Source organism: Streptomyces sp. NPDC001617, from assembly GCF_053596855.1.
The window spans coordinates 20,432-40,203 of the sequence record NZ_JBSFHA010000073.1 but is presented as its reverse complement, the minus strand read 5'-3'; the positions used below and the strand labels follow the sequence as shown (position 1 = coordinate 40,203).

Here is a 19,772-nt window from a genome sequence, read left to right as displayed (position 1 = left end):
GTTCGAGAACGTCACACCGCCGCTTGGGACGTCACATCGCGGACGGATCCTGCGGCCCCCGCCCCGACAGCACCTCCCCGTACGCCTGCATCAGATCCGGCAACCGCAACGTCGACAAGTCGTCCCGCGACAACATCCCGGGGTACGTCGACAACCGCAGATCCCGATACGCGCAGCTCTTCTCGTACAGCGTCCGCAGGAACCGTCCGTTGCCCAGCTCGTCGATCCATCCCTGGTCCACCACGTGCCCGGCGATGGACCGCAGTTCGTCGAGGGCCTCCTCGTCCCACACGTCCCCGTTCTCGCCCGCCAACACCTCGCCGATGGAGGTGAGTTCGAGCGGGCGGTAGGAGGGGAAGTCGACGCGGGTGGTGAAGCGGGACGACAGGCCGGGGTTGGCGGCGAGGAGGCGGTCCATGCCCTCGGGGTAGCCGGCCAGGATGACCACCAGGTGGTCCCGGTTGTCCTCGGCCCGCTTCAGCAGGACCTGCAACGCCTCGTCGCCATACGCATCCCCCTTGCCGTAACCGGAGTTGGAGAGCGAGTACGCCTCGTCGACGAAGAGCACGCCACCGATCGCGGAGTCGATCAGTTCGTTGGCCTTGACGGCCGTCTGGCCCAGGTACTCGCCCACCAGATCGGCGCGCTGGGCCTCGACCAGGTGGTCGCCGCCGAGGAGGCCGAGGGCGTAGAAGACGCGGCCCAGGATGCGGGCGACCGTGGTCTTGCCGGTGCCGGAGGGGCCGGAGAAGACGAAGTGGCGTTTGGGGGGCTGGACCGGCAGTCCCTGACCGGTCCGCAGCCTCGCCATGTTCAACTGGGCGGACAGCGCCTTCACCTGGCGCTTCACCGGCTCCAGGCCCACCATGCGCTCGAGCTCGGCGAGCGCCTCCTCGAGTAGTGCGGGGTCGGTGGGACCGGCGGGCAGCGGTGAGCCGGTGACGGTCTTCTCGCGGACGAGCGGGTCGATCGCCGACGGCAGCGGGCCGACCGGCGGAAGATCCGGCTCGGGGTACCTCAGGTCCCGCCCTTCGGCGCCGAAGAGCGGGTCGAGGGCGTCCGGGCCCTCCAGGACGTCCTGGGTGCCGGCGAGGGCGATCGCCGCGAGGTCGGTCGCGTCGTCGTAGCCGTCGCCCTCGGCGATCGCGGCGAGCCGGGCCGAGGTGTCCATGAAGGCGGGGTCGACGCGGTGCACGGCCCGGTAGAGGGGAAGCGCGGCGGCCGAGCGGCCGGTGCCCTCGTGGGCCCGCGCCAGCCAGTACCGCAGCTCCTTGCGCTGCGGCTGTTCGCTGCGACAGCGCATCAGTGCGGCGGACAGGAGCGGTTCGGCCTGGCCGTACATCTCCAGGCGGACCCGCGCCATCCCGCCGAACAGGCCCGCCTCGATGCCCAGCAGTGGGTCGTCGATCAGCGGGTCGGTGTGGCGGACCAGCTGCTCCCAGTCCTTGACCAGATAGGCGCGGCAGGCGTGCAGGAAGCGGACCTGGTGGTCGGTGTCCACGGGTGGGAGGCCGGCGAGGGCCCGGTCGAGTTCCGGGACGTGGCGGCCGTCGAGCCAGTGGGAGGCGTGCGCGAGCAGCAGGTCGCGGGGGCTCTCCAGCACCGGCTGCACCCACCAGCCGAGCCAGTACCAGGAGTTGAGGGCCCGGCGGTGCCGGGCGCGCTGTTCCCCGAAGCGGTCCCGGTGCCGGAACATCCGCAGCAGCGCGGTCGTCGTGTCGACGCGCAGCGCGTGCAGCCCGAGCCAGCCGTCGGCCATCCCGGGATCCATCCGGACCGCGGCCCGGAACTCCTCCTCCGCCTGCGGATAGGCGCCCATCGTGTAGGCATCCACACCTCGCAGCCAGGCGAGGTCGGCCGGGGCCTCGGGGCCCTGCGTGCCGAAGTCCATCACGTCCCCCACAAACCGTGCCCCCGTCGGTTGGCCCACGGGCGGTCACCCGTCGGCCGCCTTGATCGAACCGCCGTGCCGCGGACCGGAGTTGCGGTGCGCGCAGCCGTCGTCCGTAGGTCGCACCGAGGGCATCGTACCTGCGGGGGTGTCGCCTGCCGAAGGGTGCCGCACAGGACGTTTGGCGAGGTGAGGGCGGGTGAGGTCCGGATCGGACGGTGACCGAGAGTGAGCAAAAGGCGCCGCACCGCGTCCGGAAAACGGGGTGAGGGCAGAACGAAGCCCCCGATCACGGGGGAACAACCGGGGGCTTCGCGAGTGTGGGCGGCTTTGAAGGCCGCACATTGAGAACGTAAGACCTGTATGGCCCCCGGGTCAAGCGGAGTTGGGCGCCTGTGGGAGGTTCCTACGGAGGCTCCTTCACGAGTTCAGCACATTGCGGATGGATCGTCACTCTCGGTGAGATCCTGGTCCGGTCCAAGTGTGTTCACGGGCCCCGGGAGCACCTCGTATCCCTTCTCGCACTGTCGTACCAGGAGGTCCGCGAACGGCCGCGAGGGGTCATCGGTGAAGTGCCGGCGTTCCGCCTGGACCCACCCGGCCCAGAACTCCCGCTGTTCCTCTCCGTCCCGCAGACGCCCACGCGTCCAGGAGTCCTCGTTCGGCAACTCCATCCACAGCAGCCGGGCGAGGTGCGGACGCAGGGCGCGGCGGCCGGCGCCGACGCCCTCGACGAGGACGACGGGGGCGGGCGGGAGGGGGCGGGGCGACCCGAACCGGCGGGCTCGCCAGTCGTAGGGGGTGTAGTGGGCGGTCTCGCCGCGGCGGAACGGTTCGATCACCTGGGTCAGGAGTCTGCCGGTCCACTCGAACAGCTCGTCGTGGCTGGCGATGTCGTCGAGGTGCAGTACCGGGGCGTCGCCGAGCGCCCGAGCCAACTCCCCGGCGAACGTGGACTTTCCGGAGCCGGCGTGCCCGTCGACGCCGATCAGGCGGACCGGGCCACAGGACGGTGGGAGCCGGCGGAGCCGAGTGGCGAGGTCGTGAATGGCCGTTCCTTGGCTGGGAAAGGTGCGGGCGTGTGAGACAGGAACAGTCTAATCGGCCTCGAAAAGGGTTACCTGCCAGGCAGGCCAGACGGTCGGGGCCACGGTCGACCCGTACCCCTGTCAAGGCGGTCCGGTGGGCCAGGTCGCATCAGTGGTATAGACCAATATTGATGGGCGTGGCAAGGGCCGAAGTGCTGGCAGGGCGCCCTGCCTTTGGCCATAGTTGGCGCACAATACTCGGACACCTGGGGGTCGTTCCACCCATGAGCAGAGCCGAACAGCCGTCCCGTAGAACCGTCCTGGCCGCCGCGGTCGCCGCAGCAGTGGTGGGCCCGTCGGTCTCCATGGGCGTGGCCCATGCGGCGGACTCCGCCGAGGACCCGGCCCGCCCGGTCGACTACCACGCCTGGACCTCGCACCCCGACTGGCGCTCCGGCACCGCCCAGGGCACCCGCGCCATCGCCGGTGTCCGTCCCGGCGTCGTGATCGCCACCCCGGTCGGCACCACCGACTACACGGACCCGCACACCGGCACGACCGCGAGCTGGGAGTACGCGACCTGGACCTCCCCGGTCCACAAGCTCCGCGTCCCCGTCACCGAGGTCGTCTCCTCCTGGAACGCGCACACCCCGGCCGGCACCTGGCTCCAGGTCGAGCTGCACGGCACGTACTCCGACGGCACCGAGACCCCCTGGTACGTGATGGGCCGCTGGGCGGCCGGCGACCAGGACATCAAGCGGACCTCGGTCGACGGCCAGACCGACGGCAAGAGCACCATCTGGACGGACACCTTCGCCATCGACGACGCGACGACCGGCCTGCGCCTGGTGTCGTACCGCCTCCGTCTCACCCTCTATCGCGAGCCCGGCATCAAGCTCACCCCCACCGTGTGGCGGCTCGGCGCGATGGGCTCGGACATCCCCGACCGCTTCACGGTCCCGGCCTCGACACCCGGCCTCGCCCAGGAGCTGATCGTCCCGCGCTACTCGCAGGAGATCCACAAGGGGCAGTACCCCGAGTACGACAACGGCGGCGAGGCCTGGTGCAGCCCCACCTCCTCTCAGATGATCATCGAGTACTGGGGCGGCCGGCTCACCCCCGAGCAGCTGTCCTGGGTGGACCCGAGCTATGCCGACCCACAGGTCGACCACGCGGCCCGCTTCACCTACGACTACCAGTACGAGGGCTGCGGCAACTGGCCGTTCAACGCCGCCTACGCCGCCACGTACAAGGACCTCCAGGGCATCGTCACCCGGCTCGGCTCGCTCACCGATCTGGAGACGCTGATCGCGGCCGGCATCCCGGCCATAACGTCCCAGTCGTTCCTCAAGGAGGAGCTGACGGGGGCGGGTTACGGCACCTCCGGGCACCTGATGACCGTCATCGGCTTCACGGCGGACGGCGATGTGATCGCCAACGACCCGTTCTCGCCGAGCGACGAGGCGGTGCGACGGGTGTACATCCGCCGGGAGTTCGAGAACATCTGGCTCAGGACCAAGCGGTACAACGCCAGTGGCAAGGTCGTCTCCGGCACCGGCGGTGTCTGCTACCTGTACTTCCCGGCGCGTCTCACCGCCCGCCAGTGCAAGGCGCTGGCCGCGGTCGGCGTGCACTGACCCCCACACACTCCCGCGTAGGCCCCGGGAAAACCGGGGCCTTTGCGCTGTGACCAACGTCTCTGCCGCAAAAGCCATTCAAGGTGGCAAGGTGGACAGAACTGTAGGGGGAGTCCACCGCATCACCGACCTCAGTGAGACGCCATGACCGCACACTCGGCCACCGCCGCCCGTACCCGCACCGGCGGCCCCAAGGAAGACGGCCCGAAGATCTTCGAGCATGTCATGGGGTGGACCCTCGTCGTGGTCGTCGCGATGCTCGTCACCCAGCTCGGCCTGCTGTGATCCGAGGCACGCCGACCTGGTTTCACCTCGGCTTCCGTTAGTCGATCAGAGTCGAACGAGTGGGCGTTGTTGTTCTGACATACTGCGGATGTCCCGCCACCGCCGCCCGAGACCAGGGTCTAAATTGAAGATCAGCGAACAGAGCGACACCGCCCGCCCGCGTGCGCGTGGTACGGAGCGCTCGCTGGCGCGCCGCGCCGAACTCATCGCCATCGGGCGGAAGTTGTTCGCCGACACGTCGTACGACGCGCTCTCCATGGATGACATCGCCAAGCAGGCTCATGTCGCCAAGGGGCTGATCTACTACTACTTCCAGTCCAAGCGCGGCTACTACCTCGCGATCATCCATGACTCGGTCGCCGACCTGGTCAACTTCGCGGCGAGCGGCGTGGAACTGGAGCAGCTGGACCGGGTCCACCGCACCATGGAGGGCTACCTCCGCTACGCCGAGCACAACCAGGCCGCCTTCCGTACGATCGTCAGCGGCGGCGTCGGCTTCGACGCCGAGGTGCACGCCGTGCGGGACGGGGTGCGCGAGGCGATCGTGGCGACCATCGCCGAAGGCGCGTACGGCCGTACGGACATATCGTCGCTCGCCCGCATGGGCCTGTTCGGCTGGGTGTGCAGCGTGGAGGGCGCCACCCTCGACTGGATCGACCGGCCGCGGCTCTCCCGCGACCAGATGCGCGAACTCCTGGTCAAGACGCTCGGCGGCACCCTGCGCGCCATCGAGGAACTCGACCCCGACTACACGGCCCCCGGTCCCGCGCGCCGCGACGCCTGAGACGAGGGGTGGAGGCTCCCGCGCCCCCGCCCCAACCACCGTACCGCCGCCGTCAGTTGACCGTCCCGATGGTCCGCCCGGATGGGCGCGGGACCGGTGACGTGCCCCACACCGGGAGGCCCCGGTGACCCCAGTCCGATCGGCGCCCACCACGACCGTGTCCCCGGATGAACCGGTTCGCGCCGTCAAAGGCTCCCAGGTCGATTGCACCAGGCCGGCGGCAGAGGGGGCCGTCCGTCACGGGTCGCTTTCCGTCAGGGATCGGACACGCTGAGTAGTCGAGGTATTCTTGAAGTAAGCGGTCGTTAACTGGTGACGAGATGCCTCCGATCGGGCATACTCACAGCGCACAGCCGCTGGTCAGCAGCTTCCGAGACCCGGGAGAGCGAGCGTCGGCTGGGCATCGGAGCAAGACCCGGCGGAGCCGCCCCCACCCAAGGCGCACGTCGGCCGATGTGCCCTACACAGGGAGGAGAGCGTCGCCATGCCCGACCGCGCCCCGCAGCCGGTGGACCGTCAACTGCCCACGGACGAGGCCCGAGAGCTGATCTCGCTCGTCCGTGATATCGCCCAGCGCGAGATCGCCCCGAAGGCGGCCGCGGAGGAGGACGCCGGGCGCTTCCCGCGCGAGGTCTTCACACTGCTCTCGGAGTCGGGACTGCTCGGACTGCCGTACGACTCCGAATACGGCGGCGGCGACCAGCCGTACGAGGTCTATCTCCAGGTCCTGGAGGAGCTGGCCGCGGCGCGCCTCACGGTCGGCCTCGGCGTCAGCGTCCACACCCTCGCCTCCTTTGCGCTCGCCGCCTACGGCAGCAAGGAACAGCAGGTCGAGCACCTGCCGGACATGCTCGGTGGTGGTCTGCTCGGCGCGTACTGCCTCTCCGAGCCGGCCTCCGGCTCCGACGCCGCCTCCCTGCGTACGAAGGCCGTGCGCGACGGCGACGACTGGGTGATCACCGGCACCAAGGCCTGGATCACGCACGGCGGGATCGCCGACTTCTACACGGTCATGGCGCGGACGGGAGAGGAAGGCGCGCGCGGGATCACCGCTTTCCTGGTTTCCGGTGACGCCGAGGGCCTCAGCGGTGCCGTCCCCGAGAAGAAGATGGGCATGAAGGGTTCGCCCACCGCGCAGGTCCACTTCGACGGGGTGCGGGTCTCCGACGAGCGGCGCATCGGCGAGGAAGGCCAGGGCTTCGCGATCGCGCTGGCCTCGCTCGACTCCGGGCGGCTCGGCATCGCGGCCTGTGCGATCGGGCTGGCCCAGGCGGCGCTCGACGAGGCGGTCGCGTACGCCACCGGGCGGCAGCAGTTCGGGCGGCCCATCGCCGACTTCCAGGGGCTGCGGTTCATGCTCGCCGACATGGCCACCCAGATCGAGGCGGGGCGTGCCCTGTACCTGACGGCGGCCCGACTGCGCGACGCCGGGCGGCCGTTCGCCAAACAGGCGGCCATGGCCAAGCTGTACTGCACCGACACCGCGATGAAGGTGACGACCGACGCGGTCCAGGTCCTCGGCGGGTACGGCTACACGGCCGACTTCCCGGCCGAGCGCTATATGCGCGAGGCCAAGGTCCTGCAGATCGTCGAGGGCACCAACCAGATCCAGCGGATGGTCATCGCCCGTCACCTGGCAGGTCCGGAGACCCGCTGAACTGCCCCGGCCTGACCTGCGGCGCCGCGAGCCGGACCCACTCCGGGTCGTGGCGCCCCGGCAGGGTGCGGCCGCGGTCGGCCCAGGCGCGCATCAGGTCGCGGTAGATCGGTGGGTCCTGGGGTTGCGGCGGCGCCAACGGAACCGTTCCCGTGGAGCGGCGCCGGACCGCCGTGTACGTGGGGGTCATACCAGGGCAACGCGGAGGCGGCCGGACAAGTCACCGATCCCCGGAATCGACCGTGAGTTCGTCGGCGTCTCTGGTCAGCCACCGTTGTCTGACGTACCGTCAGCCAGACTCTCTCCAGGGAGGTTTGGCATGGCCGACGACCGCCCCGTACCGCTCGACGAGTACCCCGTGCACCAGGTCCCCCTGTCCATGAAGCACATGGCGACCGGGGACCGGAACGCCTACGACCGCTGCATCTTCCACGTCCTCGACCACGAGGGACGCGCCCTGCTCATCCTGGGCCTCGGGGTCTATCCCAATGTCGGTGTGATCGACGCGTACGCGACCCTGCGGATGGGGGAGACCCTGCACGCGGTACGGGCCTCGGACGCGCTCGGTGAGGACCGTATGCGGCTCGCCGTCGGACCGCTGAGGATCGAGGTCGAGGAGCCGCTGCGCCGGCTGAGGCTGCGCTGCGACGACGAGTCGCTGTCGTACGACCTCGTCTGGACCGCCGGCTTCCCGGCCCTGTGGGAGCCGCACCATCTCCAGCGCCGCGGCGACCGGCTCACCCTCGAAGGGCGCCGGTTCGTGCAGGCGGGGAGCGTGGAGGGCGTGATCCGGGCTGCCGGCGAGGAGTTCCGGGTCACGGCCACCGAGTGGACGGGGACCCGTGACCGCAGCTGGGGTGTGCGGCCCATACCGGGGGAGGAGGGCGGCCGGTTCGCGGAGGAGCAGCCGACCGAGGGGTTCCACTGGCTGTGGTGTCCGGTCCGCTTCGAGGACCGGTTCCTGATGGTGATCGTCCAGGAGGACGCCGACGGCTACCGCACCCTGAACGACGCGACCCTCGTCCGCCCCGGCCACCGCGACCGCCAACTCGGCTGGCCCCAGCCCGAGATCACGTACCGCTCGGGAACCCGCCACCCGGAGAGCGCCCTCATCCACCTCGGCGACCTTCGCAAACCCCAGGAGTTGGAGGTCGAGATCCTCACCTCCTCCCCGCTGGCGATCGGGGCCGGCTACCCGCCCGCCGGCGACTGGCAGCACGGCACCTGGCGGGGGAGGGGCTGGACCGACCGGCAGACGTACGACCTGACGCAGGCGCACCCTCTCGCCGCGTACGGCGTCACCGACCACGCGGCCCGCTTCCGCCTGGACGGCCGGACCGGCCACGGCGTCTTCGAGCACGGCTCGTTCGGGCGGCACGACCCGAGCGGGTTCACGGACTTCAAGTCGGTCGCACCATAGGGGGGTTCACGACATGGCGGCCACGGCACCCCGCCCTCGCACCACCACCCGCGATCCGGAGGACATCGCCCGCCGCCTCACCGCCTGGCTCGGTACCCGCCTCCCCGGCGCCAAGGCGACCGGCGTCACCGTCCCCGAGTCCAACGGTATGTCCAGCGAGACCCTGCTCTTCGACATCGAGCACCCGGAACCGCCGGTCCGCGCCTGCGCGTTGAGGCTCGCCGCGGACCCGGCGGCGTACACCGTCTTCCCGGTCTACGACATGCCGCGCCAGTACCGCACGATGCGTGTCGTCGCCGAGCACACCGACCTGCCCGTGCCGAAGGTGCTCTGGCTGGAGAAGGACCCGGGCCCGCTCGGGGCGCCGTTCTTCGTCATGGAGCGGGTCGAGGGACGCGTCCCCCCGGACGTCATGCCGTACACCTACGAGGGCAACTGGCTGCACGCGGCGAGCGACGCGGAGCGCGAGCGGCTGGAGGCGGCGTCGGTCGGTCTGTTGGCGAGGCTGCACGACCAAGTGCCACCGGAGGCGGCCGAGTTTCTCGCCCTCCCGGGCGACGGCGACTCGCTGCGCCGCCACGTCACCGCCCAACGTGCCTACTACGACTGGGTGGTTGACGGACGCACCCGCTCACCGCTCATCGAGGCCGCGTTCGACCGGCTGGAGGACCTCTGGCCGCGCGATCCGGGCGCACCCGTACTCAACTGGGGTGACGCGCGCATCGGGAACGTCGTCTACGACGGCTTCGAGCCCGCCGCCGTACTGGACTGGGAGATGGCGGCCCTGGCCCCGCGCGAGGTCGACCTCGGCTGGACCGTCTATCTGCACCGCTTCTTCCACGACCTGACGGTCGCCTTCGGCCAGCACGGACTGCCGGACTTCCTGCGCCGCGACCGCGTCGAGGCCCGCTACGCCGAACTCACCGGCCACACACCGCGCGACATGGACTTCCACACGCTGTACGCCGCGCTGCGGCACGCGATCGTGATGCTGCGTGTCGCCTACCGGCAGGTGCACTTCGGTGAGGTGGCCGTCCCGGCGGACCCGGACACCCTGATCCTGCACCACGGCAGCCTGCGAGCCATGGTGCAGGGCAGCTACTGGGATTGAGCGAGGCGGCTCAGGCGGCCCGGCGCATCACCGGCACGCGCATCGGGCGCGAGCCAGGGCCGCCGACGTGCGAGAACGGCTGCGTCCGCCAGTCGAGCCCCTGAGGGAGCGTCAACAGAAGGGCGGTGTCCTGCTCCTGGGGCTCGGTCGACTTGTCCGCGGAGCGGGCGTCGGCGGCCCGGCGGCCCGTACCGGCGCACACTGTGAGGCCGAACGGGTTCCACGGCGAGGCACACAGCGCGTGCTCCGGCAGAACCTCCTCGTCCGCCAGCAGGGCGATGGGCTGCGCGCAGTCCGGGCAGATCACCCGGTACATCTCGAAGGTGTCGTACGCGTCGAGCTCGTCGTCGAAGTCGTCGGGTTCGACGCCCTCCGGCTCGGGTTCGACGACAGCCTGGAGCCGCTTGGGCGCGGTACGACCAGGGCGCTTAAGACTCTGCATGGATAACTCCCCCTTGGGCTGGGGCCGTGAAGGCGCTGCGGCCTCGACCACAGCAAGCACTTCCCGCCCGGTCTCGCGGGTAATCACGAGAGCATCACGGAGACGTCTCCCTGGGTGTGGTGTTCGTCACATGCCGTGTGCAGGTGCCCGTGGCGGACGATTTTTCCCTCGGTCGGCTCACAGGCTGCTCTCGTCCACATCACGAACCGGGCATGACCTGGGCCGCTGAGGTATCCGAGGAGATCAAGCGCACTGTAGGTTCTTGCGCCATGGAGGAGCTCGACCGACAAATCGTTCAGCTGCTCGTCAAGGACGGGCGGATGAGCTACACCGACCTGGGCAAGGCCACGGGCCTGTCCACGTCGGCCGTGCACCAGCGGGTGCGTCGGCTGGAACAGCGGGGCGTCATCCGCGGCTACGCGGCGGTCGTCGACCCCGAGGCGGTCGGGCTGCCCATGACCGCGTTCATCTCGGTCAAACCGTTCGATCCCAGTGCGCCGGACGACATCGCGGAGCGGTTGGCGGGGGTGCCGGAGATCGAGGCGTGCCACAGTGTGGCGGGCGACGAGAACTACATCCTCAAGGTGCGGGTGGCCACGCCGCACGAGCTGGAGGAGTTGTTGGCCCGGCTGCGGACGTTGGCGGGGGTCTCGACGCGAACGACGGTGGTTCTCTCGACTCCGTACGAGGCCAGGCCGCCGCGGATCTGAGGACCTGCGTACCGGACGGTCCCGGTGACACGCGAGACTGTTCCCCATGAGTGAGCGCACCCCCGAACCGGCCACCGTCCTCCTCCGTCGCGGCGAAGTCCACAGTCCCGCCGACCCCTTCGCCACCGCAATGGTCGTCGAGCGGGGGCAGGTGGCCTGGGTCGGGTCCGAGGGTGCTGCTGATGCCTTTGCGGACGGGGTCGACGAGGTGGTCGATCTGGAGGGGGCGCTGGTCACTCCGGCGTTCACCGATGCCCATGTGCACATCACCTCGACCGGGCTCGCGCTCACCGGCCTCGACCTGTCCGCAGCGCCTTCCCTGGAGGCGGCCCTGGTGGCCGTACGGGAGTTCGCCGCAGCTCGGCCCGATGATCGTGTTCTGCTCGGGCACGGCTGGGACGCGGCCCGCTGGGCCGGTGGGCGGCCGCCGACGCGTGTCGAGCTGGACGAGGCCACCGGTGGTCGCCCGCTCTATCTGAGCCGTATCGACGTCCACTCGGCGGTCGTCAGCACCGGCCTGCTCGACCTGACCGAGCTGGGTCGGGTGGACGGCCCGCTGACCGCCGCCGCCCACCATGCCGTGCGCGCCGCCGCGTTCGCAGCCGCGACCCCGGCCCAGCGCACCGAGGCCCAGCGCACCGCCCTCGCCCATGCCGCCTCCCTCGGCATCGGGTCGGTCCACGAGTGCGCGGGACCGGAGATCTCCTCCGAGGACGACTTCGGCGGGTTGCTGCGGCTCGCGGCGGAGGAGGCCGGGCCGCGTGTGGTCGGCTACTGGGCCGAGCAGGACGTCGAGAAGGCGCGGGAGCTCGGCGCGGTCGGTGCCGCGGGGGATCTGTTCGTCGACGGGGCCCTCGGCTCCCACACCGCCTGTCTGCACCAGCCGTACGCCGACGCCGACCACACCGGCACCGGCTACCTGGACGCGGCCGCCGTGGCCGCCCATGTCGTCGCCTGCATCGAGGCCGGCCTCCAGGCGGGCTTCCATGCGATCGGCGATGCCGCCGTGGCCACGGTCGTCGAGGGCGTCCGTGTCGCCGCCGAGAAGGTCGGGCTGGCCCGCGTCCGCGCCGCCCGCCACCGCGTCGAGCACGCCGAGATGCTCACCCCCGAGACCATCGCCGCCTTCGCCGAGCTGGGCCTGACGGCGTCCGTGCAGCCTGCCTTCGACGCGCTGTGGGGCGGCGAGGAGGGCATGTACGCCCAGCGCCTCGGTGCGGAGCGCGCTCGCTCCCTGAACCCCTTCGCCGCCCTGCTGCGGGCCGGCGTCCCGCTCGCCTTCGGCTCCGACAGCCCGGTCACGCCCCTCGACCCGTGGGGCACCGTCCGCGCCGCCGCCTTCCATCGCACACCGGAACACCGGGTCTCCGTACGCGCCGCCTTCACCGCCCACACCCGAGGCGGCTGGCGGGCCATCGGCCGCGACGACGCAGGCGTCCTGGTGCCCGGCGCCCCCGCCGACTACGCCGTCTGGCGCACCGACGAACTCGTCGTCCAGGCACCCGACGACCGGGTGGCCCGCTGGTCCACCGATCCCCGCTCCGGCACCCCCGGTCTGCCCGACCTCACTCCGGGCCGTGACCTGCCCGTCTGCCTGCGCACCGTGGTGGGCGGCCGGACCGTGTTCGTACGGCCGGGCGAGTGATCTCCCGGGGTGGCGCACCCCCGATCGTGGTGCGACACCCCGTCGCGCGACCTGCGTATCCGCCCCGCTGACCAGGGCTTTGCCGGAAGATGCGCAGGTCGAACGGCTGTTGACAGGCGGAGGCAGGAGGCCGGTAGGTTCGGCGAGTCCACCACCGGACGCCCGACCGGGGAACTTCCGCGCACTCGCCCGCGGCGCCGCTGGGTCAGGGACGGTGTGCCGCACCGGGCACCGCCACTGGGAGCCAGGCTCAGCGCCCGCGCCGCGGCGAGGGACGTTCCGGCCGGTAGGGGAGGTGTGACCCGGGTGGGGCCCGGTCGCTCAGTAGACAACGGCTTTCGGTCGACCCGCAGCCAGCGGGTCCCAGGTCGGCCCGAAGGGCGCCGGGCCCCCATCCGCAGCACACGGCCGAAACAGGTGCTCTTACCCCGCTCTTGCGGAATCGACACCACCATACGAACGTCCTGGACCGTCATCGCAGGCCGCGGCCACTATGGTGGACGCCTGAGTACGGACATGAAGGGGCAGAAGTGAACGACGGCGACGGGACCCCCGCGGCATCGGACCGAGGTCGGCAGTTCGGCCCGCTCGGCACGGCCTTGGTGATCATTCCGACCTACAACGAGGCGGAGAACATCAAGAAGATCGTCGGCCGGGTGCGCACGGCCGTCCCCGAGGCGCACGTCCTCGTGGCCGACGACAACAGCCCCGACGGCACCGGCAAGCTGGCCGACGAGCTGGCCGCCGAGGACGACCATGTCCAGGTCCTGCACCGCAAGGGCAAGGAGGGCCTCGGCGCCGCCTACCTCGCGGGCTTCCGCTGGGGAATGGAGAACGGGTACGGCGTCCTGGTCGAGATGGACGCCGACGGCTCCCACCAGCCCGAGGAACTGCCCCGTCTGCTGACCGCCCTCAAGAGCGCGGACCTGGTGCTCGGCTCCCGCTGGGTGCCCGGCGGCCGGGTGGTGAACTGGCCCAAGAGCCGTGAGTTCATCTCTCGCGGCGGCAGCCTCTACTCCCGCCTCGCCCTCGACCTCCCGCTGCGGGACATCACCGGCGGCTACCGCGCCTTCCGCCGCGAGACCCTCGAAGGCCTCGGCCTCGACCAGGTCGCCTCCCAGGGCTACTGCTTCCAGGTCGACCTCGCCCGCCGCGCGGTCAAGGCCGGCTTCCACGTCGTCGAGGTCCCCATCACCTTCGTCGAGCGCGAACTCGGCGACTCCAAGATGAGCCGGGACATCCTCGTGGAAGCCCTGTGGCGGGTCACGGCGTGGGGCGCCAGGGAGCGGGTCGGCAAGCTGACGGGCCGCGGCAAGAAGGCCTGACGGCCGCGAACACCGGGTTCCGGCACGGCTTCAGCGGTTTCCCACGGCTTCACAGGCCCGGTTGATCTTTCGCTTATCCCGCTCTGAGCCGTGCCCAGGCACACTGGATGCATGACGACTGGTGCACCGACCCCCACCTACCCCGCCCGGCCCCGGCGCTCCCGGCTGCGGACCTTCCTGCCGCTCGGCGTCGCGGCCTGGCTGGTGCTGGAGATCTGGCTGCTGACCGTGGTCGCCGGCGCGTCGAGCGGGTTCGTGGTGTTCCTGCTGCTGCTCGCCGGGTTCGTGCTCGGCGCCGGAGTGATCAAGAAGGCCGGTCGCCGTGCCTTCCAGAACCTCAACGAGGCGCTGCAGCGCGGCGGCACCCCGCAGAACGGCGGGGGCAACGGCCTGCTGATGCTCGGCGGCCTGCTCCTGATGATCCCCGGTCTGATCTCGGACGCGGTGGGCCTGCTTCTGCTGATCCCCCCGGTCCAGAAGGCGCTGAGCCGGTTCACCGAGCGCACCCTCGACCGCAAGCTGCGCGAGGCCACCCCGGGCGGCTTCGGCGATGCCTTCCAGCAGGCCCGTATCCACCGCCCCGACGGCAAGGTCGTCCAGGGCGAGGTCATCCGGAACGACGAGCCGGGCGGTGACGCCCCGCAGGACCCGCGCCCGCCGCTGACGCGGTGAGCGCGGCGCGGACAAGGACATACGACGGCGGGCGTCTACGTGAATCCACGTAGACGCCCGCCGTCACTTGCGTGCGTTGGTGTCTGCCCTACCCAGGCAAGGACTAGGCCGACTTGCGGCTGTCCCGCGGATGGATCGCGATGTTCATCGCGCCCGAACGCAGAACCGCCAGGCGCTCCTCGAGGACCTCTTCGAGTTCCTCTCGGGTGCGCCGTTCCATCAGCATGTCCCAATGGGTACGCGCGGGCTTGGCCTTCTTTTCCTCAGGGCCGTCGCCGTCAACGAGGAGTGCCTGGGCCCCGCAGACCTTGCACTCCCACTCCGGCGGGATCTCCGCCTCGACCGAGAAGGGCATCTCGAAGCGGTGCCCCTTCTCGCATGCGTACTCCACGGCCTGGCGCGGGGCCAGGTCGATGCCGCGGTCCGTCTCGTAGCTGGTCACCACGAGGCGCGTGCCGCGAAGAGCTCGCTCACTCATGAATCGTGCCTCCCGGGCTTGTCGCCCACAGGACAGGTGTCGCTGTCGTCGTCATCCGGTCAACGTCCGGTCGGCGGTAAAGATTCCCGTTCCGTGTCCCGTTCCGGGTCATGCGTCGCCGTCGTAGCCGCCCCTTGTTGTACCCACCCTCGCCCGGTTTGTCACATCTGCTAGCAGATGTAACCCAGCGTTTCGTCATCTTTGACGCGCAGTAACGGTACGCCTGGCAGGCCAAACGCGTACACTACAGCCCTTTCGCCGCGAGCGCTAAATCCTCTCCGGAACCGGATTGCCCGCGTCGCGGATCGCCCGGCCCACCGGAACCCGTGCGAGCAGCGCGAATCCGATGACGAAGAACGCCACGAGCGAGATGATCGCGTCCCGATAACTTCCGGTCAGCTGGTAGGTGATCCCGAACAGAAGCGGCCCGAGCCAGCTCATACCCCGGTCGCTCATCTCGTACGCCGAGAAGTACTCGGCCTCTTTGCCGGGCGGCACGAGATGGGAGAACAGGGAACGGGACAGGGCCTGGCTGCCGCCGAGCACCAACCCGATCCCGGCCGCGAGCACGAAGAACCACACGGGCCGCCCGGCCGGCAGGAAGTACCCGGCCGCCAGGGTCACGGTCCACGCCACCAGCGACCCGAGAATGGTGTGCTTCGCCCCGTACGTCCGCGCCAGCCGCCCCATCCCCAGCGCTCCTGCCACCGCCAGCACCTGGACCATCAGCACAGCCGTGATGAGCGTGGACTGGCTCAGCCCCAGCTCCTCGGATCCGTACACCGACGCCTGCGAGATCACCGTCTGGATGCCGTCGTTGTAGATGAGGTAGGCGAGCAGGAAGGCCAGGGTGAGCGGTTTGCCCCGCATGTCCCGGACGGTGGCCGCCAGTTGCCGCCAGCCGTGGACCGCGGGCGCCGTGTTCGACGTACGGCGGTCGCGCAGCCGCTTCAGCGGTACGAGCGTGAAGGCGCCCCACCACAGGCCCGCGGAGGCCAGACAGATGCGGACCGCCATCGACTCGGAGACGCCGAAGGAGTCGTGCGCCGTGAACAGGACCAGGTTCACGATCAGCATCGACGAACCGGCCGCGTAGCCGAAGGCCCAGCCGCGCGAGGAGACCCGGTCGCGGTCCTCGGGTCCGGCGATCTGCGGCAGGTAGGAGTTGTAGACGACCATCGAGACGGCCACGGACGCGTTGGCGACGATCAGCAGCAGGCCGCCCAGCAGATAGCGGTCCCCGGAGAGGAAGAACAGACCGGTCGTGGCCGTGGCCCCCACGTAGGCGCAGACGGCCAGCAGCGGCTTCTTCCGCCCCGTGCGGTCGGCCGCCGCGCCCACCAGGGGCATCACCACGATCGACACGATCACGGACGCGGAGACGCAGTACGCGAAGAACGACCCGGCCCGCACCGGGATGCCCAGCGGATGCACGAACCCGCCCGGGTCCGCGGCCGACTTGGCGACGGCCGTCAGATAGGGGCCCAGGAACACGGTGAGCACGCTCGTCGAGTAGACGGAACAGGCCCAGTCGTAGAAGTACCAGCCGCGCTGCTCGCGCCGCAGGTCGTGGGCCTTGGCCCGCACGGTGTCGGTGCTCACCCGTGCCCTCGCTTCCCCGCCGAAGGTGCCGTGCCAAGGGGGCGGTGGGGCGGGAGTGTCAGGGGTGAGGCACCCAGACGCCGCGGTCCTCCATGACCTTGCGCAACGTGTCGATGTGATCGGTCATGATGCCATCGACGCCCAGGTCCAGGAGCCGGTGCATGCGATCGGCCTCATTGATGGTCCACACGTGCACGTGCAGCCCACGCGCGTGTGCGGCGCGCACGAAGCGGTGGTCGACGACCTGGATGCCGGACTGGGCCTCGGGCACCTGGGCCGCGACCGCGGAGCGGCGCAGGGCCGCCGGCACGCCCCAGGAGCGCAGCCGCAGGTTGAGCACTCCCCGGGTGCCGTACGACGTCGCCAGGCGCGGCCCGGCCAGACGCTGGGCGCGGATCACCCGCGCCTCGGAGAAGGAGCCGACGCAGAGCCGGTCCCAGGCGCCCGTGCGCTCGACGAGCTCCAGGAAGGGGTGGAGCGAGGCCTCCGCCTTGAGATCGACGTTCCAGCGCACCTCGGGGAAGGTCTCCAGCAGCTCCTCGAAGAGCGGCACCGGTTCCTTGCCCGCCACGCGCGCGTGGCTGACGTCCTTCCACGGCAGATCCGCTATGCGCCCCGCGCCGTCCGTCACCCGGTCCAGCGTCGCGTCGTGGAAGGCGACCAGCTTGCCGTCCGCCGTGGTGTGCACATCGGTCTCGATGTACCGGTAGCCCGTCTCGACCGCCCGCCGGAACTGCAGCACGGTGTTCTCCAGACCGTCCGCGGCCCCGCCCCGGTGGGCGAAGGCGATGGGGCCGGGATGGTCGAGATAGGGGTGGCGTATCCGCGAGGTCACGGTCGCAGTATGGCCTCCCGCGGTTGCCCTTCGGCAACGACCGTGCTGCCACCGGATGCCGACGGGACGTCGAACAACCGCAGGAACAGCTGGGCGAGCGGGCCGATCGACATCGCGTAGAGCACCGTGCCGATGCCGACGGTGCCGCCGAGCGCGAATCCGGTCGCGACGACCGCGATCTCGATCGCCGTACGCATCAGACGGATCGAGCGGCCGGTACGGCGGTGCAGTCCGGTCATCAGGCCGTCGCGCGGGCCGGGTCCGAAGCGGGCCGAGATGTAGAGGCCGGTCGCCACGCCGTTGAGCAGGATGCCGGCCAGAAGGAGGGGGATGCGTGCGGCCAGGGAGTGCGGGTCGGGGACGAGGTCGAGGGTGCCGTCCATGGCGATGCCCACGACGAAGACATTGGAGACGGTGCCGAGGCCGGGGCGCTGGCGGAGCGGGATCCACAGGAGCAGTACCGCCGCGCCCACGAAGATCGACACCACGCCGATCGTGAGGCCGGTGAGCTTGGCGAGGCCCTGGTGCAGCACGCCCCAGGGCTCGAGTCCGAGGCCCGACTCCACGAGGAGCGCGGAGCTCGCCCCGTACAGCACGAGTCCGACGTAGAGCTGGATCAAGCGCCGCCCGAGACGGTCCTTCGTGGGCAAGGGATACCCCCTGTGGTCGTAGTGGCCTGGTGCATGCCACCCTGGGACCTGAGTGGAAATGTCATCCATGGCCAATTCGGGGAAGGTGGACTGATTTCCATGGCGCAGTGGACCTCAGCGATGGGCGCCGCGCAGCTCGCCCGGCTGCTCAAGTCCCAGCAGGACCGCCCCGCGGGCCCCGGCACGCGCCGCCCACCGGCGTACCGCGCTCTGGCCGACGGCATCCGCCTGCTGGTCCTGGAGGGCCGCGTCCCGGTCGCCGCCCGGCTCCCCGCCGAGCGCGAGCTGGCCCTCGCCCTGTCCGTCAGCCGTACGACGGTCGCGGCGGCCTACGAGGCGCTGCGCGCCGAGGGATTCCTGGAGTCCCGGCGCGGCGCCGGCAGCTGGACGGCCGTGCCGGCCGGAAACCCACTCCCCGCGCGCGGGCTGGAACCCCTCCCGCCGGAGGCTCTGGGCTCGATGATCGACCTGGGCACCGCGGCGCTCCCCGCGCCCGAGCCCTGGCTGACCCGTGCCGTCCAGGGCGCCCTGGAGGAACTGCCGCCGTATGCCCATACGCACGGCGACTACCCGGCCGGGCTCCCCGCCCTCCGCGCGATGATCGCCGACCGCTACACGGCGCGCGGCATTCCGACGATGCCCGAGCAGATCATGGTGACCACGGGCGCGATGGGCGCGATCGACGCCATCTGTCACCTCTTCGCGGGCCGCGGCGAGCGCGTCGCCGTCGAGTCGCCGTCGTACGCCAACATCCTGCAGCTGATGCGGGAGGCCGGAGCGCGACTCGTCCCGGTCGCGATGGCGGAGGGACTGACCGGCTGGGACCTGGACCGCTGGCGCCAGGTGCTCCGCGACGCGGCCCCCCGGATTGCCTACATCGTCGCCGACTTCCACAACCCGACCGGCGCGCTCGTGGGCGAGGACCAGCGGCGGCAACTCGTGGAGGCGGCCCGGTCGGCGGGGACGGTGCTGATCGCGGACGAGACGATGAGCGAGCTGTGGCTGGACGAGGGCGTGTCGATGCCGCGGCCGGTGTGCGCCTTCGACCCGGCGGGGTCCATCGTCATCACGGTCGGATCGGCGAGCAAGGCCTTCTGGGCCGGGATGCGGATCGGCTGGGTGCGCGCGGCACCGGACGTGATCCGCAGCCTGGTCGCGGCGCGCGCCTACGCCGACCTGGGTACGCCGGTGTTGGAGCAGCTCGCCGTGAACTGGCTGTTCAACACGGGCGGTTGGGAACAGGCCGTGGAACTGCGGCGCGGACAGGCCAGGGAGAACCGGGACGCGCTGGTCGCCGCGGTACGGCGGGAGCTGCCGGAGTGGGAGTTCGACGTGCCCCGCGGTGGGCTGACGCTGTGGGTGCGGACCGGCGGTCTGTCCGGGTCGCGGCTCGCGGAGGTGGGGGAGCGGGTCGGGGTACGGGTGCCGTCCGGGCCGCGGTTCGGGGTGGACGGCGCCTTCGAGGGGTATGTGCGCTTGCCGTTCACCGTGGCGGGCGCCGTGGCCGACGAGGCCGCGGTGAGGTTGGCGGCGGCGGCGAAGCTGGTGGAGACGGGGGCGTCGGGGGGCGGGGAGTCGCCGCGGACGTTTGTGGCGTAGC

Annotated in this window: 18 protein-coding genes; 11 read left to right on the top strand and 7 right to left on the bottom strand. The window is 70.8% G+C overall.

Features of this window, described 5'->3' with window-relative positions; translation table 11 throughout:
- Nucleotides 1–31: 31 nt before the first annotated feature.
- Both ACWC09_RS38930 and ACWC09_RS38925 read right to left on the bottom strand, forming a co-directional pair.
- The gene (locus ACWC09_RS38930; protein WP_450855774.1) at nucleotides 32–1,891 is read right to left on the bottom strand and encodes an AAA family ATPase; all 1,860 of its coding nucleotides are present in this window, start codon (nucleotides 1,889–1,891) and stop codon (nucleotides 32–34) included.
- 428 nt (nucleotides 1,892–2,319) lie between these two features.
- Nucleotides 2,320–2,940, bottom strand: coding sequence for a uridine kinase family protein (locus ACWC09_RS38925; RefSeq protein ID WP_450855790.1), 621 nt, complete (start codon nucleotides 2,938–2,940; stop codon nucleotides 2,320–2,322).
- Nucleotides 2,941–3,203: 263 nt separating this feature from the next.
- Here ACWC09_RS38925 and ACWC09_RS38920 point away from each other — a divergent pair, with 263 nt between their 5' ends.
- From ACWC09_RS38920 to ACWC09_RS38895, 6 genes are all read left to right on the top strand, one after another.
- A complete protein-coding gene (locus tag ACWC09_RS38920) occupies nucleotides 3,204–4,556 on the top strand; it encodes a peptidase C39 family protein (protein WP_450855773.1) in 1,353 nt (450 codons plus the stop codon).
- A 144-nt stretch (nucleotides 4,557–4,700) separates the two neighbouring features.
- On the top strand, nucleotides 4,701–4,841 hold the full coding sequence (locus ACWC09_RS38915) for an SCO1431 family membrane protein (RefSeq protein WP_450855772.1): 141 nt from the start codon (nucleotides 4,701–4,703) through the stop codon (nucleotides 4,839–4,841).
- Between the two features lie 124 nt (nucleotides 4,842–4,965).
- Nucleotides 4,966–5,625, top strand: coding sequence for a TetR/AcrR family transcriptional regulator (locus tag ACWC09_RS38910; RefSeq protein ID WP_450855771.1), 660 nt, complete (start codon nucleotides 4,966–4,968; stop codon nucleotides 5,623–5,625).
- Between the two features lie 484 nt (nucleotides 5,626–6,109).
- Nucleotides 6,110–7,282, top strand: a complete 1,173-nt coding sequence (locus ACWC09_RS38905; protein WP_450855770.1) for an acyl-CoA dehydrogenase family protein — start codon at nucleotides 6,110–6,112, stop codon at nucleotides 7,280–7,282.
- A 319-nt stretch (nucleotides 7,283–7,601) separates the two neighbouring features.
- Nucleotides 7,602–8,702, top strand: coding sequence for a hypothetical protein (locus tag ACWC09_RS38900; protein WP_450855769.1), 1,101 nt, complete (start codon nucleotides 7,602–7,604; stop codon nucleotides 8,700–8,702).
- A gap of 13 nt (nucleotides 8,703–8,715) precedes the next feature.
- Nucleotides 8,716–9,813 (top strand): phosphotransferase family protein, encoded by a 1,098-nt coding sequence (locus tag ACWC09_RS38895; RefSeq protein ID WP_450855768.1) that lies wholly within the window; start codon nucleotides 8,716–8,718, stop codon nucleotides 9,811–9,813.
- A gap of 10 nt (nucleotides 9,814–9,823) precedes the next feature.
- Here ACWC09_RS38895 and ACWC09_RS38890 read toward each other — a convergent pair whose 3' ends face one another.
- On the bottom strand, nucleotides 9,824–10,255 hold the full coding sequence (locus ACWC09_RS38890; RefSeq protein ID WP_450855767.1) for a hypothetical protein: 432 nt from the start codon (nucleotides 10,253–10,255) through the stop codon (nucleotides 9,824–9,826).
- 269 nt (nucleotides 10,256–10,524) lie between these two features.
- Between ACWC09_RS38890 and ACWC09_RS38885 the strand changes: the two genes are divergently transcribed.
- The 4 genes from ACWC09_RS38885 to fxsA all read left to right on the top strand — a co-directional run bounded on the left by ACWC09_RS38885 (nucleotide 10,525) and on the right by fxsA (nucleotide 14,607).
- Nucleotides 10,525–10,965, top strand: a complete 441-nt coding sequence (locus ACWC09_RS38885) for an Lrp/AsnC family transcriptional regulator (RefSeq protein ID WP_020138156.1) — start codon at nucleotides 10,525–10,527, stop codon at nucleotides 10,963–10,965.
- A gap of 46 nt (nucleotides 10,966–11,011) precedes the next feature.
- Nucleotides 11,012–12,610: an amidohydrolase gene (locus tag ACWC09_RS38880; protein ID WP_450855766.1), complete on the top strand. Its 1,599-nt coding sequence runs from the start codon at nucleotides 11,012–11,014 to the stop codon at nucleotides 12,608–12,610.
- Nucleotides 12,611–13,140: 530 nt separating this feature from the next.
- The gene (locus ACWC09_RS38875) at nucleotides 13,141–13,935 is read left to right on the top strand and encodes a polyprenol monophosphomannose synthase (RefSeq protein ID WP_450855765.1); all 795 of its coding nucleotides are present in this window, start codon (nucleotides 13,141–13,143) and stop codon (nucleotides 13,933–13,935) included.
- 111 nt (nucleotides 13,936–14,046) lie between these two features.
- Complete coding sequence (fxsA, locus tag ACWC09_RS38870; RefSeq protein ID WP_450855764.1) at nucleotides 14,047–14,607, top strand: FxsA family membrane protein; 561 nt, start codon at nucleotides 14,047–14,049, stop codon at nucleotides 14,605–14,607.
- 103 nt (nucleotides 14,608–14,710) lie between these two features.
- Here fxsA and ACWC09_RS38865 read toward each other — a convergent pair whose 3' ends face one another.
- From ACWC09_RS38865 to yczE, 4 genes are all read right to left on the bottom strand, one after another.
- Nucleotides 14,711–15,085, bottom strand: coding sequence for an RNA polymerase-binding protein RbpA (locus tag ACWC09_RS38865; protein WP_010046329.1), 375 nt, complete (start codon nucleotides 15,083–15,085; stop codon nucleotides 14,711–14,713).
- A gap of 267 nt (nucleotides 15,086–15,352) precedes the next feature.
- On the bottom strand, nucleotides 15,353–16,687 hold the full coding sequence (locus tag ACWC09_RS38860) for an MFS transporter (protein WP_450855763.1): 1,335 nt from the start codon (nucleotides 16,685–16,687) through the stop codon (nucleotides 15,353–15,355).
- Between the two features lie 58 nt (nucleotides 16,688–16,745).
- Entirely contained in the window at nucleotides 16,746–17,522 is a 777-nt protein-coding gene (locus tag ACWC09_RS38855) for a glycerophosphodiester phosphodiesterase (RefSeq protein ID WP_450855762.1), read from the bottom strand.
- The gene (yczE, locus tag ACWC09_RS38850) at nucleotides 17,519–18,172 is read right to left on the bottom strand and encodes a membrane protein YczE (protein ID WP_450855761.1); all 654 of its coding nucleotides are present in this window, start codon (nucleotides 18,170–18,172) and stop codon (nucleotides 17,519–17,521) included. Before yczE ends, ACWC09_RS38855 begins: the two co-directional genes overlap by 4 nt.
- Before the next feature lie 99 nt (nucleotides 18,173–18,271).
- Here yczE and ACWC09_RS38845 point away from each other — a divergent pair, with 99 nt between their 5' ends.
- Nucleotides 18,272–19,771: an SCO1417 family MocR-like transcription factor gene (locus ACWC09_RS38845; RefSeq protein WP_450855760.1), complete on the top strand. Its 1,500-nt coding sequence runs from the start codon at nucleotides 18,272–18,274 to the stop codon at nucleotides 19,769–19,771.
- Nucleotide 19,772 lies beyond the last annotated feature (1 nt).